Source organism: Candidatus Spongiihabitans sp., from assembly GCF_965247905.1.
Taxonomy (GTDB): domain Bacteria; phylum Pseudomonadota; class Gammaproteobacteria; order Arenicellales; family Poriferihabitantaceae; genus Spongiihabitans.
This window is the reverse complement of record NZ_OZ252047.1, coordinates 1,403,116-1,418,943: the sequence shown is the minus strand read 5'-3', so window position 1 is coordinate 1,418,943 and position 15,828 is coordinate 1,403,116. Positions and strand designations below refer to the sequence as shown.

19 protein-coding genes are annotated in these 15,828 nt (G+C 51.3%); 3 read left to right on the top strand and 16 right to left on the bottom strand.

The features are described from left to right. Positions 1 to 3 precede the first annotated feature (3 nt). Together ACP158_RS07325 and ACP158_RS07320 are read left to right on the top strand one after the other, a co-directional pair. The gene (locus tag ACP158_RS07325) at positions 4 to 1,071 is read left to right on the top strand and encodes a DUF1611 domain-containing protein (protein WP_424948284.1); all 1,068 of its coding nucleotides are present in this window, start codon (positions 4 to 6) and stop codon (positions 1,069 to 1,071) included. Between the two features lie 52 nt (positions 1,072 to 1,123). After that, complete coding sequence (locus tag ACP158_RS07320; RefSeq protein WP_424948283.1) at positions 1,124 to 1,891, top strand: HNH endonuclease; 768 nt, start codon at positions 1,124 to 1,126, stop codon at positions 1,889 to 1,891. Between the two features lie 14 nt (positions 1,892 to 1,905). Here ACP158_RS07320 and ACP158_RS07315 read toward each other — a convergent pair whose 3' ends face one another. The 8 genes from ACP158_RS07315 to ACP158_RS07280 form a co-directional block, all read right to left on the bottom strand. Further along, a complete protein-coding gene (locus ACP158_RS07315; RefSeq protein WP_424948282.1) occupies positions 1,906 to 4,083 on the bottom strand; it encodes a malate synthase G in 2,178 nt (725 codons plus the stop codon). 68 nt (positions 4,084 to 4,151) lie between these two features. After that, positions 4,152 to 4,760 (bottom strand): LysE/ArgO family amino acid transporter, encoded by a 609-nt coding sequence (locus tag ACP158_RS07310; protein WP_424948281.1) that lies wholly within the window; start codon positions 4,758 to 4,760, stop codon positions 4,152 to 4,154. Positions 4,761 to 4,854: 94 nt separating this feature from the next. Further along, positions 4,855 to 5,403, bottom strand: a complete 549-nt coding sequence (locus ACP158_RS07305; RefSeq protein ID WP_424948280.1) for an ureidoglycolate lyase — start codon at positions 5,401 to 5,403, stop codon at positions 4,855 to 4,857. 54 nt (positions 5,404 to 5,457) lie between these two features. Beyond that, on the bottom strand, positions 5,458 to 6,453 hold the full coding sequence (alc, locus tag ACP158_RS07300; RefSeq protein WP_424948279.1) for an allantoicase: 996 nt from the start codon (positions 6,451 to 6,453) through the stop codon (positions 5,458 to 5,460). Positions 6,454 to 6,557: 104 nt separating this feature from the next. Further along, positions 6,558 to 7,460: an allantoinase PuuE gene (puuE, locus tag ACP158_RS07295; protein ID WP_424948278.1), complete on the bottom strand. Its 903-nt coding sequence runs from the start codon at positions 7,458 to 7,460 to the stop codon at positions 6,558 to 6,560. After that, positions 7,457 to 8,686, bottom strand: coding sequence for a urate hydroxylase PuuD (locus tag ACP158_RS07290; protein WP_424948421.1), 1,230 nt, complete (start codon positions 8,684 to 8,686; stop codon positions 7,457 to 7,459). Before ACP158_RS07290 ends, puuE begins: the two co-directional genes overlap by 4 nt. A 12-nt stretch (positions 8,687 to 8,698) precedes the next feature. Beyond that, positions 8,699 to 8,878: a hypothetical protein gene (locus tag ACP158_RS07285; protein ID WP_424948277.1), complete on the bottom strand. Its 180-nt coding sequence runs from the start codon at positions 8,876 to 8,878 to the stop codon at positions 8,699 to 8,701. Positions 8,879 to 8,929: 51 nt separating this feature from the next. After that, entirely contained in the window at positions 8,930 to 10,012 is a 1,083-nt protein-coding gene (locus ACP158_RS07280) for a BMP family ABC transporter substrate-binding protein (RefSeq protein WP_424948276.1), read from the bottom strand. A gap of 171 nt (positions 10,013 to 10,183) precedes the next feature. Between ACP158_RS07280 and ACP158_RS07275 the strand changes: the two genes are divergently transcribed. After that, on the top strand, positions 10,184 to 10,501 hold the full coding sequence (locus ACP158_RS07275) for a hypothetical protein (RefSeq protein ID WP_424948275.1): 318 nt from the start codon (positions 10,184 to 10,186) through the stop codon (positions 10,499 to 10,501). A gap of 119 nt (positions 10,502 to 10,620) precedes the next feature. On the opposite strand, the gene ACP158_RS07270 is transcribed toward ACP158_RS07275, so the two are convergent. From ACP158_RS07270 to ACP158_RS07235, 8 genes are all read right to left on the bottom strand, one after another. After that, a complete protein-coding gene (locus tag ACP158_RS07270) occupies positions 10,621 to 10,842 on the bottom strand; it encodes a type II toxin-antitoxin system HicB family antitoxin (RefSeq protein WP_424948274.1) in 222 nt (73 codons plus the stop codon). Between the two features lie 120 nt (positions 10,843 to 10,962). Further along, complete coding sequence (locus tag ACP158_RS07265) at positions 10,963 to 11,886, bottom strand: ABC transporter permease (protein ID WP_424948273.1); 924 nt, start codon at positions 11,884 to 11,886, stop codon at positions 10,963 to 10,965. 501 nt (positions 11,887 to 12,387) lie between these two features. Next, entirely contained in the window at positions 12,388 to 13,284 is an 897-nt protein-coding gene (locus ACP158_RS07260) for a DUF3800 domain-containing protein (RefSeq protein WP_424948272.1), read from the bottom strand. Positions 13,285 to 13,582: 298 nt separating this feature from the next. After that, positions 13,583 to 13,789, bottom strand: coding sequence for a hypothetical protein (locus ACP158_RS07255; protein WP_424948271.1), 207 nt, complete (start codon positions 13,787 to 13,789; stop codon positions 13,583 to 13,585). Beyond that, a complete protein-coding gene (locus ACP158_RS07250; protein WP_424948270.1) occupies positions 13,714 to 13,902 on the bottom strand; it encodes a hypothetical protein in 189 nt (62 codons plus the stop codon). The genes ACP158_RS07255 and ACP158_RS07250 overlap by 76 nt, the downstream gene beginning before the upstream one ends. 32 nt (positions 13,903 to 13,934) lie before the next feature. Next, positions 13,935 to 14,066, bottom strand: coding sequence for a hypothetical protein (locus ACP158_RS07245; RefSeq protein WP_424948269.1), 132 nt, complete (start codon positions 14,064 to 14,066; stop codon positions 13,935 to 13,937). A 34-nt stretch (positions 14,067 to 14,100) separates the two neighbouring features. Next, positions 14,101 to 14,829, bottom strand: a complete 729-nt coding sequence (locus ACP158_RS07240; protein ID WP_424948268.1) for a hypothetical protein — start codon at positions 14,827 to 14,829, stop codon at positions 14,101 to 14,103. After that, positions 14,826 to 15,773 carry a hypothetical protein gene (locus ACP158_RS07235; protein ID WP_424948267.1) on the bottom strand — a complete coding sequence of 316 codons (948 nt, stop codon included), beginning with the start codon at positions 15,771 to 15,773 and terminating at the stop codon, positions 14,826 to 14,828. The genes ACP158_RS07240 and ACP158_RS07235 overlap by 4 nt, the downstream gene beginning before the upstream one ends. Positions 15,774 to 15,828 lie beyond the last annotated feature (55 nt).

Below are 15,828 nucleotides of genomic sequence, written 5' to 3'. Positions count from 1 at the left end.
AAAATGCTGGAGCGAAATCAAAAAATCGCAATTTACATGGAGGGAAACCTGGACAGCGACTATGGAAAAATGGGCTTTGGTGTTATGCGCTATATGGAAAATCCGATTGTCTGCGTAATCGACTCAACCCATGCCGGCAAGAAAGTCAATCAAGTATGCGAGTTGCCTTTCGGATACCCGGTGGTGGATTCCGTTGACGCCGCCTCAGAGTTGGGCGCCGAAGTCTTAATTCTCGGCACTGCGCCGTCGGGCGGGCAGATACCGCAGGAATGGGATGCGCCACTGCGCCGCGCCATCGAATTGGGCATGTCCATCGTCAATGGGCTGCATGACCAATTAACCGACAAGTTCGGTCACTTGTTAACAGGCGAGCAATGGATTTGGGACGTTCGACAACCGACATTCACGCCCAAAATCGGCACCGGCCAGGCTGCCAGATTGAATAACAAGCGCGTATTGCTGGTGGGAACCGACATGGCCATTGGCAAGATGACGGCAGGTCTGGAACTGTATCGATGGCTACGCGAAGTTGGAAAAAGCCCAGGAAAAGACCAGGGTATTACCACCGAATTCGTCGCTACCGGCCAGATTGGCATAACCATTACTGGCAAAGGAATTCCATTGGATGCTTTCAAAGTCGATCATGCCTGTGGCGCCGTGGAAACCCTGGTTATGGGTGCCGCCGATAGCGATATTGTTTTTATTGAAGGCCAGGGGTCGTTGTTACATCCGGGCAGTAGCGCAACTTTATCCTTGATGCGCGGCAGTTGCCCGACCCACCTGGTTATGTGTCACCGGGCTGGCATGAAAATGCTGAGAAGCCCGGAAAATGTAAAAATTCCACCGCTAAAGGAATTCATCGAGTTGAATGAAGCATTGGTAAGCGTGTGTGGCTCCTTATCCAAAGCAACCACCATCGGCATCGCATTGAATACGTCATTGGTATCGGAATCCGAAGCAAAATCCGCAATCGCGTGCCTGCAAGATCAAACCGCATTACCGGTCACCGATGTTGTTCGTTTTGGCGCAGAAAAATTGGGCAAGGCGTTGTTGACCGGGCTAGTCAGATAGTTTTAATATGTAGCATGTGACACAATCACTATACCAACCTCATCTTGCTCAAATGCCAAAAAACTGGAACCATGCAGCGGGTATTCTTTGGCAAGTACTCATTGCACTTGCTGACAAGAAAGTCGTAACAACGTATGGGGAGTTAGCACGACGAATAAGCACCGGCAACAGAAATGTGAGACTGGCTCTTGGCCCTATCCAGGATTTTTGCAGAGAAAATAGTCTGCCTCCTCTGACTGTGCTTGTTGTTAATAAAAAGACAGGAAACCCCGGGGCGGGATTCATCGATCCGGGTATCGGTGAACTAAAAGACATAGAAAAAGCGGTACACGACTTCAAGTGGAAAAACATGCAGAATCCATTTAGCGGTTTCGGACCAGAAGACACCATTGAGTCATTCGCTCAAACACTGATAGACAAGCCAGAGCAGGCAGCCGATATTTACGCACGAGTAAAAGTCAGAGGTCCGGCTCAAAAAATATTCCGCCACGTTTTGCTTAAGGCTTATAACAGGCAGTGTGCCATGTGCGGTTTTAGCTTTGTCGAAGCATTAGAGGCCGCACATATTGTTCCGTGGAGCAAATGTAAACAGGCTGCACAACGTATATCACCAAACAACGGGATACTGCTTTGTGCTAATCATCACATGTTATTTGACAAAAGGCGGATAACCGTTACACAAAAATATAAAATTGAGTGGCCAGATAAAAAGGATAGGCAGGCATCAATCCTGCTAAACGGCAAGCAGTTACGTTTGCCCAAAGATGAAAAACTTTATCCAGACCCCGACCTGTTACGAACAAGGAAAGATCGCAAATGAACCACGCCCTGCCACTACTGTCCCAGTGCTTTTGCCTGTTTACGTCGCGCATGCAAGATCCGCTCTGTATAACCATTCGCCATTTCCTTGCCTTTAAACACCAACTCCAAGGCTGCCTGGAAGGCGATGCTGGCATCGAAGTCATCCGCCATCGCCTGATACATCGGGTCGGACGAGTTTTGCCGATCGACCACGCCGGCCATCTTTTCAAACACCTTTTTCACTTGTTTTTCTGTGGTTAAGCCGTGATGCAGCCAATTAGCAATGTGCTGACTTGATATTCTGAGCGTGGCTCTGTCCTCCATAAGCACAACATCGTTTATATCGGCAACCTTGGAACAACCGATACCCTGATCAATCCATTTCACCACATAACCCAGGATTCCCTGAGCGTTGTTTTCCAACTCCTTTACCAACTCGCCGTGACGGAGGTCGCCAATATCACCGGTGCCGAGAACCGGAATGGTCAGAATATCATCGATACTTGCCCGCATACATGTTTTAAGCTCGTGCTGGCGAGTGGCGACGCTAACCTGATGGTAATGAATCGCATGTAATGTTGCGGCCGTAGGAGATGGCACCCAGGCGGTATTTGCGCCTGCGCGGGGATGGGCAATTTTTTGCTCCATCATGGCCATCATGTTATCCGGCGCCGCCCACATGCCTTTGCCGATTTGCCCATGGCCCGGCATTCCGGCTTCCAATCCCAGGTCCACATTTCGGTCTTCGTAAGCCAGCAACCAGGGCGACAATTTCATATCATTTTTTGGAATTACCGGGCCTGCTTCCATGCAACTGTGAATTTCATCACCGGTTCGGTCGAGAAAGCCGGTGTTAATAAATACCACGCGCGCGCTTGCGGCGCGGATGCACTCTTTTAAATTGACTGTGGTTCTGCGTTCCTCATCCATAATGCCAATCTTTATGGTGTTTCTCCCGAGCCCAAGGGCGTCCTCCACCAAGGCGAATAATTCCATCGCAGCTGCGATTTCGTCTGGCCCGTGCATCTTTGGTTTGACCACATAAACACTGCCGACGCGGCTGTTGCGGTATTTGCCTTTGCCACGCAAATCAAGCATAGCGGCGGCCACGGTGACCATCGCGTCCAAAAATGTTTCGGGGATTTGTTCGCCATTACAGGTAACCGCATCGCTATACATATGGGTGCCGACATGGCGCACGAACATCATGCTGCGCCCATGCAATTTGAAGGGTTTCCCGTCCGGCGCCAGGTATTCCTGATCGGGCTCTAATTCTCGCTGCAAAGTTTTTCCCGCTTTTCGGATTTTAGTTTTAAGATTACCACGCATCAGTCCGGCCCAATTTCGATAGACCCGGACTTTATCCTCGGCATCCACTGCGGCAACGGAATCTTCGAAATCCATAATAGTGGTCAGCGCTGATTCAATTTTTACATCGTAAATATTGGCAAGGTCGCCCCGGCCAATAAACAAACCTTCCCCAATACAAATATCGATATGCAGGTTGTTATGTTTTAACAAAATATTGGACGGTGATTGCGGGGCTCCCCGATACCCTGCGAAACACTCTCGCCATCCCAATCCGGCTTCGCTGCCATCCCCCATAACCACAACCAGGTTTCCCGACTTAACTTTATACTTTATCGCATAAGCGTGGCTACCGACGGCCAAAGGTACGGCATGATCCAGAAACTCCCGAACATATCGAATGACCTGAGCGCCGCGAACCGGGTTGTATTTTGCCGTTTTCTTACAACCTTCCACTTCCAAAATAATATCTGTGCCATACAACGCATCATACAAACTATTCCATCTCGCATTTGCCGCATTCAGCGCATATCTTGCGTTGTCAACCGGCACCACTAACTGGGGTGCGGCAATAGCAGCTATCTCTTCATCTACATTTTCAGTGGTAATTTCAAATGCCTCCCTTTCCGGCAACAAGTAACCAATATTTTCAAGAAAAGTCTTGTACGTTTCAACCTCCACAGGCGGCTTGTTGCTTTTGTGCCATTCATCCAATTTTTGTTGAAATTCATCTCGTTTTTCCAACAGCGTTTTGTTCTTGCCACTGAGCTGTTTTACGATATTTTCAAACCCACTCCAAAACTGATCAACACTGACTCCGCTGCCCGGCAAGATTTCGGTCTCAATCAATTCATAAAGTGACCGATCTACGCTCAGATCATTGATATCAATTCGATTTGTCATTATTAGTATCTGATATTAGCCCCCAGAATAATGTTGTGAGACAATGTTGCAGAATAACGCTACGCGGACTATATCAAGTTGACCACCAGCGTCAATGCAATGGCCCACATTATCACGCCGATTATGAAATCGAGTAAGCGCCAGGTTGCCGGATTTTGAAACCAGGGCTGTAGCCATTGTCCACCTAGTGCCAAACTAAAAAACCAAACGAATGATGCGGTAACTGCACCGGCTCCAAAAATAATTTGATTGTTCGGCATCTCTTGAACCGCAACACTTCCCAACAATACAACGGTATCGAGGTAAACATGCGGATTAAGCAAACTAAGCGCCAGCATTGCCAGGACTGCGGTTCTAAAACTAACCTGGTTCTCTGTGCCGCGCAAATGCCCGGGCGTGAACATCCGTTTGAAAGACAATCCACCATAAATGAACAAAAATAATGCCCCGCCAATGGCGATTGCGGTTAGCAGATTTGGAAATTGTTGAATCAGTTTCCCCATTCCCAAAATGCCTGCGGCGATCAGCAAAGCGTCGATCAAACTACCGAGTAAAGCGACTACCCAATGATGATTGCGGCCTATCCCACGAGTCAAGACATAAGCATTTTGTGCGCCAATGGCAACGATCAAACCAAAGCCAACCCCGAATCCCTTTAAAAATGCGGTGATGCTCATGCGCGGCGTACTGGTTGGATAAAACCAGGATTGGATGAAAACTGCTCGGCTAATATACGGGTGTCCATAATTCGCGGAAGAAGAAAACCGCGCTTTATGAATTTAAATCTCCTATCCATACATCATCCTCCACTTCAATTTCTTCAAGATTGTCACCCTCGCCGGCACGGTCGATCACAATAAAATCCTGGGTGCTGTCAAGCACAATCTGAAAATGATGCCAGGTGTTTTTTTTGAGGTTTATTCCCTGGCGGCCATTGGTTAGAAACAATGTTAGATCGTCGCCGCGCATTAGATCGTCGAAACCCAATCGCTCCTCTATTCGCCTGGCGGGGCGCCCGACCAGGACTAAAAACGGCTGATCACCCATTGGAATAAATCCCTGACTGCCTAACGGGTGGCGTTCCATCGCTTTGATTTTGTGCGGCAACGGTAGCGGCGAGGTTCGAAATATGTTGACTGTGGGGCGGCCACCCTGGTCATTGGCATCAATATTTAACAAATCATGGAAGCGCGTGGTCAGCCCGTGATTGATAGATATTTGTTTGGCATAGTGTTCTAGTTTGGCCAACTCAATGACCTGGCCGAATGGCTTGAAGTCTTGCGCGGTCAAGGGAACAGGCTTCAGTTCCATAATTGCCATAATCGGTTGTGCTGCTGTTAGTGCTGCAATTAGATTGCGATTGGATTGTAGCCGTCAGACAGCAGCAAACACTCTTAATCGACTCACCCCGCCATCCGGGTAAATATTCAAGCGAATGTGAGTAACCGCATCGGCGTCGATTATTTCATCGACAAATTCATGCTCTTTATCGGCTTGCAATTTTACCTGAGGCAGCAAGTCCTGCCAAGCCTGGCTGTCGGCATCAATGGAATTCAAGTTCACCAGTTCAAGATGGGCGCCCTGAATACTGCATCGGTCCGGGTAATTGCCTTTGAAATGCGCGGTATCGATTTCAATGCGCTTGATCTTGCCGGCTCGGGCCAGCGCGATCACGACCCAATCGTTGCCCGGCTCGCGCCGCCGCCGCGTCTCCCAGCCATCACCCATGTTCACGCCTCGGCCCGGGGTGAGTAAATTGTTTATGCTGCCGAAATGCTCATTGTTGCACGCCAGCGCCACGCCGCCATTTAACGCCGCAGCGATGTCAACCCACTCGCCTTGCGGGATTTTATCCCAGTTTACCTTCGGCTCGGCATACACGCGCAATCGGGCAATGCCGCCATCGGGATAAATATTGACCCGAATATGCGTGTAGGCTTCGGCGGCGGCGACCGCATATTGATGCTGGCTGTCGCCATCAAGAACGCTTTGGGGAATTAGCTCTTTCCAATGGGTTGCTTCATTCGGCCCGGAATCCTCCGCCGAGCAGGCGTCTATCGACGCGGCCGGCGGGTAGTTGCCGGTGAAGTGGGTGGTGTCAATTTCGATGCCGTGTATCACCCCAGGCTTGGCTAATTTAACGATACACCAGTCATGCCCCAGGGTGCGTTTTCTTCTGGACTCCCAGCCGTCCATCCACTTGCCATGGTCATCATATTTGCCGTCGATAAAAATCGGCGGTTGGTCGTTTAACATGCGCGCCATCGGCGCGAAAAAATCATCGCTGCAGGAGATCGCGGCGGCGCCTAGTTTTGCCGATGCCAAGTTGACCCAGCGCCGCGCGAATTTATCGGGTGTGCCGTTATTCATGGTGAAAATTTATTAAGGCATCCGCAGATGCTCGCAGATTAACGCAGATAAAACTAATGCTATTAAATCTGTGAACATCTGCGTCATCTGCGGATAAAAAGTAACTATTCATGCGGGAAGTGTGCTCTCCAATGGTTGGCGATGTCAATGCGGCGCGCCAGCCAGACTCGATTTTTTGTCAGTACATAGTCCAAAAACCGGGCAACAGCCGCGGCTCTGCCGGGGCGGCCGGCCAAGCGGCAGTGCAATCCGACCGACATCATTTTCGGTGCATTGCCGCCTTCGTCGTACAAGCAGTCAAAGGTGTCTTTCAAGTAACTAAAAAACTGCTCGCCGCAGTTAAATCCCTGCGGGGTGGCGAAACGCATGTCGTTGGCGTCCAGGGTATACGGCACCATCAGCAACGGGGTTGGGTATTCCGTAATCCAATACGGCAATTCATCGGCATAACTATCCGCGCTATAAACGAAGCCGCCGCGCTCAGCGGTAATGCGATGGGTGGCCGGACTTGTCCGACCAAGATAAAATCCGTGCGGGCGATAGCCGGTAACTTCAGCGTGGATTTCGATTGCCTTTTCCAAGTGTTCTATTTCAAGCTGTTCGGGTACAAATTGATAATCAATCCAGCGGTATCCATGGCTGGCAATTTCCCAATCGCTTTTCAGCATGGCATCAACCGCCAGCCGATTGCGTTGCATCGCCATTGCCACCGCGAATACCGTCACCGGAATTTCCCGCTCGGTGAATAACCGATGCAGTCGCCAAAATCCGGCGCGCGAGCCGAATTCATAGATCGATTCCATGTTCATGTGGCGCGCATTTTCATAGGCTTGGGCGCCGACAATCTCCGACAAAAATGCCTCGGAATGGGAATCGCCGTGCAGGATATTGTTCTCGCCGCCTTCTTCATAATTGACCACAAATTGTAGCGCGATGCGGGCATCGCCGGGCCACTTGGGGTGCGGCGCGGCGTCGGCGTAACCGACCAGGTCGCGTGGATAGGTCATGGTTTTTTCTGCGGCACAGTGCCGTTCGTGGTGTCGTCCGCGTTGTCAAGTGCGTGATACCACGCCGAAATCGTTTCCCGTTCCGCATCGGTCATGCCGGTCAGGTTGCCGATGGGCATGCTGCGGGTCACCGCCGCGGCGTTGAAAATTCGCGCCGCGTTGGCGGTGATCGCCGCGTGCGTCTCCAGCGCCAATCCGGCCGGCGGCGCGGCGAAGCCGGGCTGAGTCGGTCTTGTCGCGTGGCAGCCGGCGCAACGCGATTGGATGATCGCCGCGATTTGATCCTTGCCAACTGACGCATCTGCGGCGGTTGGTTTGCTCGACGGCGCGGTCACCCACGCCAGCGCGACCATCAGCAAAAACGCCAGCGGCAGCAGCACTACGGCGGCGCGCGCGCAATGGCGAATGTTGAAATAGTGGCGCGCTAGCACACCGGCTATGGAAATCACCGCTAGCACCGCCCAGTTCCAGGCGTGGCCGTAGGTGCTGGGGAAGTGGGCGCTGACCATGATGAACAGCACCGGCAGGGTCAGGTAGTTGTTGTGGCGCGAGCGCAACAAGCCGTTTTCGCCGTGCGCAGGATCGAGCCGGCGGTTCTCGGCCAGCGCCGCGATCATTTCCTTTTGCGCCGGGATGATCACGAAAAACACATTGCCGACCATCATCGTGCCAATCGCCGCGCCAACATGAATATACGCGGCGCGGCCGCTGAACACTTCGCCGAGCGCCCACGCCAAAATGACCAGAGATGCAAACACGCAAGCGGCGAGCAACAGCGGCGCGCGCCGTAACGCAGAGCGGCATAACGCGTCATACACAAACCACGAGCCGAGCACCGCGGCCACGCCGAGCGCGATGGCTTGCGGCGCGGACAAGCCGACGGGAATGGTCGCGCGCGGCGCAATCAAAAACAGTGCGGCGTTGAAATAATACACCACCGCCAGTAGGGCGAAACCGCTCAGCCAGGTGGCATATGCTTCCCACTTGAACCAATGCAACTGCGCCGGCAATTGTTGCGGGCCGGTTTTGAATTTTTTCAGATGATAGAAACCGCCGCCATGCACCGCCCAAAGATTGCCGGCGATGCCTTCGTCCTGCGGCGCGGCGCGCTCGAGATTATTCTCCAGCCAGTTGAAATAAAAAGACGCGCCAATCCAAGCCACGCCGACGATGAAGTGAATCCAGCGCAGCAACAGGTTGATCCATTCGTGCACAAAACTTTCAATCATTTCGGCTACTCATTCCGACCTCGCATTTCGGTTGGCTTCCTTGGACTCCAAGCCGCATACGCGCAACACCATGGTGGTCAGCGATGCGCCTTGGGCGTCAAACTCCTTTTCGGCGGCGTTTACAATAGCCCGCTTTTTTCCCTGTCCGAGCGCGGTGATTTTTCGAAATTGTTCTGCTGGTTTTGCCATCGCAAAAAACAAAAAGCCCCTCGAAAGAGAGGCTTTTGCATTATCCTGAATCTATTGCAGTTCGCCCTGCACGCCTTCCACATAATAGTCCATGCCCAACAACACGCCATCGTCAAGATGCTCGCCTTCGGCGACGATTTGTTTGCCGGACTGGTCGTTGATTGGACCCTGGAACGGATGGAATGAGCCGTCAATAATGGATTGCTTGACCGCATCGGCGGCGGCGCGCACTTTCGCCGGCACTGCCGGACCGTAAGGCGCGATGCCGACCATGCCGGATTTGATGCCATCCCAGGTGTCGATGGATTTCCAGGTGCCGTCCATCGCCGCTTTGACGCGCGCGACATAGTAAGCATTCCAGTCATCGATGATCGCGGTCAATTGGGCGGTGGGGGCGAACGCGCTCATGTCGGAGGCTTGCCCGAAACCATGCACGCCGCGTTGCTCGGCGACTTGCAGCGGGGCCGGCGAATCGGTGTGCTGGGTGATGATGTCGGCGCCCTGATCGATCAGCGCTTTTGCCGCATCGCCTTCCTTGCCGGGGTCATACCATGTATTCACCCAAATCACTTTCACAACGGCATCGGGATTGACTTTTTGCATCGCCAGAACAAACGCATTGATGCCGCGCACCACTTCGGGAATCGGAAACGAAGCGATATAGCCGACCACCCCGGATTTGCTCATATGACCGGCAATCGTGCCGAGCACCGCGCGGCCTTCATAAAATCTTGCCGAATAGGTGCTGACATTGTCCGCCCGGATGTAACCCGTGGCATGCTCGAATTTAACATCGGGGAATTGCTTGGCAACTTTGTTGGTGGGATTCATATATCCAAATGATGTGGTGAATATGATGTCGTTGCCGCTGGTCGCCAGTTTACGGATGACGCGCTCTGCGTCAGCGCCTTCCGGCACGCTTTCAACAAAAGTGGTTTTAACGCCGAGTTCGTTCTCCACTGCCAAACGACCAAGATCGTGACGATAAGTCCAGCCATGATCGCCGATTGGACCGACATACACAAATCCTACCTTGGTCTGCGCGCTCGCGCCGACACTGGCGAATAACATCGCCGCGGTCGCCAGCGCGGTCACGACCGCGGAAACCCTATTTCTGATGGCATATTTTTTCATGATATTTTTCTCCTCTGAGTTAAGTTTTATAGTGAATTTTATGGTCAATTGATTTGACATCACGCTACATTCTAACAAAAATCAAGGCAATATGGGAATGACCTGTGACTATTTTTATGGTTCAAGATACTTTAAGGTATAGTAGAATGCTCATAACTAATTGTTCTATATATGAAAAACAAGTATGTCATTCGTTGCCGAATTTCCGAGAAGAAATTCAGGGCGATTCTGCGGCTGTTTTGCCTTGATATCAAGGCTTGCAAAGTCGCTCAAATCACCGGCATCTCTCGCCCAGCGACCAACCGATTGTATACTCAAATCAGACACCACATCGCCGAGCAATGCGAACTCGTCAGCCCCTTTGATGAGGGCGCGGGCGAACGGACATTCAAAACCCGGAGTTATTTGCAGGCTGCCACAAATTCATCGTTGGTGACGCCCGCTTGTCTCAGCAAACTCGCTAAGGCGCCTATTTTGACTTCTCGATGATTGGGAATAACACATCCAGAAGAGCCGCGATGATGATATGACTTCCTTTTTGGCGGGACACTTCAAAGCCAAGAGTTTCAAGCGTGCGAGTAATTTCCGGCCCCGAAAGGCGCGGCAATTTAGGCGGCATGCTCCAACACTTCAATGGTGGTGAGAAGTGATTTGCCGGCAATCGCCGGGGGGATTTCATCCGGGAACTCCTCCAGATAAAGCTCTATCGCCTCTTGCAAGTTCGACAATGCCTGGTCGACCGACTCGCCTTGCGAGCAGGTGCCGGTCTCTGGATTCAGCGCGACGAATCCGCCCTCAACGGCGGGCGTTAATATCGCGGTCAATTGCATCTCATATCCTCAGTTAAAAGTTCGGGCCAAAGTCTATCACATGTCGTCTATCACATGTCGTCTATCACATGTCGTCTATCGCATGCCGTCTATCACATGCCGGCGCGGCGGCGGGCGCATTCACGAGGTCGGATGAAACGGCTTGCCGATGCAGGCCGGGGAGTTCAACTTTATTTTGTTGATGTCCCGGGAAATTAATACCAGCACGACAATGGTAGCAATATAAGGCAACATGGACATGACCTGGGACGGCACGCCGACCCCTAAGGCTTGGGCATGCAACTGCAGGATGGTCAAGCCGCCGAACAGATAGGCGCCGATGAGCACACGCCACGGTCGCCAGGTGGCGAACACAACCAACGCCAGCGCGATCCAGCCGCGCCCGGCGCTCATGTTTTCAATCCACAACGGCGAATACGCCAGCGACAAATACGCGCCGGCCAGCCCGGCCATGCCGCCACCGAACAAGATCGCCAGGTAACGAATTCGGATTACCGGATAGCCGATGGCATGCGCGGCATCGTGGGAATCGCCGACCGCACGCAATATCAAACCGGCGCGACTGTGTTTCAACAACCACGCTACCGCGAACACCAGAATGAACGAGCCATACACCATCACATCGTGATTGAATAACAACGGACCAATCAACGGCAGCGACGACAACAACGGGATGGCTACTTTTGGCAGTCCGTCGTAGGCGATGCCGACCAGGTCCTGACCCAGCAACGCGCTCATGCCGACGCCGAAAATGGTCAAGGCCAAGCCAGTGGCGACCTGAGTCGCCTGAAAGCCCAGCACCAGCACCGCAAAAATCAGCGACAACACAGCACCCGCGCCACAGCCCACCAGCACCGCCAGAGTCGCGCTGCCGGTGAAATGCACCGCGCCGAAACCGCACACCGCACCGACCAGAATCATGCCTTCCACACCGAGATTCAATACGCCGGATTTTTCCGTAATCATTTCGCCGATGGTGGCATACACCAACGGCGTGGCGGCGGTGATGATGGTCAGGATTGCGGCGATTAGTATTTCATACATTTTTTTTTGCTCTCTATGGCACTTGCCTGTTTTCCGTTGGACAACGCGACCAAGCGTAATACTACACCACACAACAATGTATATGTTCACTATTTCGCTGACAAGTTTTTCCTCATTTCTATTGGCGTCTCAAAAGGACTCATTCCCGCCCGGTTCACCATTACCATTTCAACTCGTCATTCTCGCCGGCAGGCGGGGATCCTAAAGTGGCGGCGTTAGCTGCCTGGTGAGTCTCGTTACGCGTGACAATACTAATAGTTCGGCATAGTTGGGCTTTTTTCTCGGTTGCTTTGACATCTCAAAAGAAATCATTCCCGACCGATTTACCATTGTCTCCCCAACCTGTCATTCTCGCATCGAATGGCGTGGCATCAAAGTGGCAACGCTGTTTTAGTGTCATGCTTCGCGTGGCGTCACTAATAGTCTGGAAAAGCCGAACAACACGCTTCCCGCATAGATGGATGGCGGGTAGTCCGACGTGGGGGAAACTAGCTGTGACTCTCATCCATGCTTCTGACAAATATTACACTTGCAATCTTTGTCTGTGAAATGCCGGATGCCGACAACGGCGTACTTGGTTCGGTCTGCGCGCAAAAATATTTTAGCGAATAACTCAGACTCTTGATTGTCAAGATATCGTCGCAATGCATAACTACATAGGTCGGCAATCTGCACCATTTCCGTCAATGCGCTGTCAACAAATAAAGGAGTTTCTATAATCCTTGTGTCGTCTGTCCACAGAGTTCCGCGGCGATGGAATTGCCTCACCAGTTGCGTATGTTTTTTGGCAATAGTTTCGTTATTGTCATGGACAAGCAATCCGTAGTTTCGTTGCCTACTGTCAGTTGACTCAGTTGACTTGAGATAGCGGTCAAAGCGCGATACAACCTGCTCGAACGCTTGCTTGTCAATGCTGTGGTGCGCACGGTCAGGATCGTAATATATTTTGTCTATACATTCAGCAAACAGGCGTGCAAATCCCCAATTTGCAATACACTCAGCAACATCATTAATAAATTGGCGACGTTGCGCAAGCGTTAGATGAATGTATGCATTGGTTTTGTCGTAGTTTTTCTTTACCTGACGATAACTCTTATTAGGATTCGATTTTTGCAATCGCAATAAATGTTCACGACGATGTCGACTAACCACGCTTCGCCGTTCATTCGGAGTCAAAGAATCGAAGTTTGAAATTTTTGATTGTTCAAGATATTTTCGCAAAATCCATGCGGTATGAATTTCCTGGTTTTCTAGATTATGGCGCTGTTTTATTTTCCTGATTTCGGCATCACAGGAGTTCCAATGCCAAACAGGGATAGCCAATCCAGATAACACAAAGTGTCGGCTATTTCCCGAAATATCTGGTTGGCCAGATTCATCAATATAGCAAAGATACATTTCGGGCAGATAGCATAATGGCAAAAAAATAGCGACTGGGCTTTTGCGGTTTTAAACCGCAATACAAGTCGCTTGGCGACTCCTCCCAGACGCTGGATGCTTTATGACACAAAGCGATTGCCATTGTCAAGACAATTTTCTCAATCACCGCCGACACGGTACCTGGCCCAATACATGCTTTAGCCCCTAACCCGTCATTCTTGTATAGGCTCACTATTTCGCTGTCAGTTTTTTTCGTTTACCATTGGCATCTCAAAAGGACTCATTCCCTCCCGGTTCACCATTACTTCCCAACTCGTCATTCTCGCCGGCAAGCGGGGATCCGGAGTGGCGTAGCCGCCGGGACGCGCTCATACATTAGCGGTAAGCAACATCGCCTTGCCGTCATTCTCGCATCAAACGGCGCGGCATCAAAGCAAAGGAGTCCGGCTACGCCGGACGACATATTCCACTGGATTGCCCGGCCAATAATAATAGGGGCCGGGCAATGACAAATGATAGGCAATAGTGAATTGAGAGGGCAAAGACGAGTTGAGACGCCAAAGCACACGAGAGAGAATGTCTGGCTACGCCAGAGCACGTTTTAGTGTCACGCTTTGCATGACAACTATTTACCATTTTCCTCTCAAAAGGACTCATCGCCTCCCGATTCACCATTGTCCCCCCAACTCGTCATTGCCCGGCCAATAATAATAGGGGCCGGGCAATCCAGTTATTAAACCGTTCGGCGTAGCCGAACTCCTTATTTCGGCGGCGAAGCCGCCGGTTTGAAAGCCGGACACAACGGCATTATTCCCGCCTCATCCGCGTCATCAATCAGTTTCGCCTCGCGTGACGAGCGGCACGGCGTTTTGCCGCGTGAATAATTGCGGGTGCGAGTTCGGGGTCGTTTGCCGCTTCGGGATAACCACGCCGGAGCGCATCCATCATCACTTCACCCATCGCTGAATCAAATCGTGCGAAACATTGTACGAGATTGTGCCGTTGCCAGCGTCCATATTTTTTTGACACGCGCAACAAAGTTCCCGTTCGCAACGAGTGTGACACTTTGCGGATTGAACGCGTATCCACCACATAAAAAACATCATCCACCGCCAAAAAATTGTTGAGATGAAAATCAATATGCCGATAGCCATTGCGATGCAATTTCACAAACAAATTCACACCCCATTCAGCGATTTGTGTACGGCATGACGGTTGCTTTTGCCAAAGTTCATGCAGTGTTTGCGCCTGCAGAAATTCAAACACCACGGCATGTCCGCCGTCGCAACGACCGCAAAAATACAACTGCGGAGTTTTTATATTCAACGCGGTCAAGATGCGGTGTCCGTCTTGCTCGCGCCACGCGCGGTATGCACTTCGGTAATTACCCAACAGCAGTTTTACCAATACCGATTTGGACTGCCATTGACCTTCAAATACCCGCGATTGGTTGGATTTTTTTTGTATCCATCGCAAACAGGTGACGGTCTCGCCATTGACAAGATGTAATTCCACCGGCAGTTGCCAATCATCAAAGTGCGAAATTGGTTCGGTGCGATTCACGCCAACCATTGCAACGCATCTCGCTCGAAATCTATTCCGCGCAAGTCGTCTGCCAAACGAGTCAGCCATACATGCCGCACTTGCGGCGGCTTGCCGATTAATTTGTATTTGACGCGCTGCATCACAGCAAAGTCATACAACGCGCAAAGCAATCTGTCTTTGCGCGGAAGTTGCTGGCGAAGGTAGCGTTGATAATCCGGCGTGGCGAACTCGGCAAACGAAATTCCTTTTTCATAGCGCGGTTCAATGAATTCTTTTTTCAACAACTTCAAATGAAAATACACAATACCCATATAACGATATTCTCGGTGCGGCGGTTTTTTATCAGGCACTTCAAAATGCTCGACACGCCGGCGTTGATAAAACATCCCGCCGGTGTGAACTTGGTGATAAAAAATGTCACCGTTGCCAGAGTATACGCGGCGCGGGTCGGGGCAAACCGTAAGGTTGTCTGTTTGATCTCGAATAAGATTGATGCCGGAGAAGGTATAAACTTTTAGTTTGTCCGCTGCCATGTCGGCGCGAATAGTTTTAATCAACGGCGCGAGTTTGCACGGAATGGCGAGGTGGTCGGCGTCCAGTTTCGCGGCAACGCGGTAAGTGGTTTTGGATAACGCGTAGTTAGAATAATTCGCCATGCTATGCACCGAGGCGGTCGGCGTTTGGTCATGCTCTTTTGTTGCCACCGGAACCACCTTTGGCAGATAGTGAAACACCTTTATTTTCTGCGGATACTTTGCTGCGAGGTCGTGCAGTATTTGCGGCGTGGCATCGGTGCAGTCGTTATAGACCGCGATGATTTCGTCATAGAATGGCAGATGTGATTCAATGGCAAGACGAACAAATTGCTGTTCGTTTTTGATGCGCATATAAGCACTGATGCCCGGCGGCCGCGGCGCGGATAACGTGACGGGGTTAAACTTGAATTCGGCGAAATCGGTCATTGTTTTCGTTGTTGTCATACGTGTTGTCGTAGGCTTGCCGCTCCACCGTCATTTC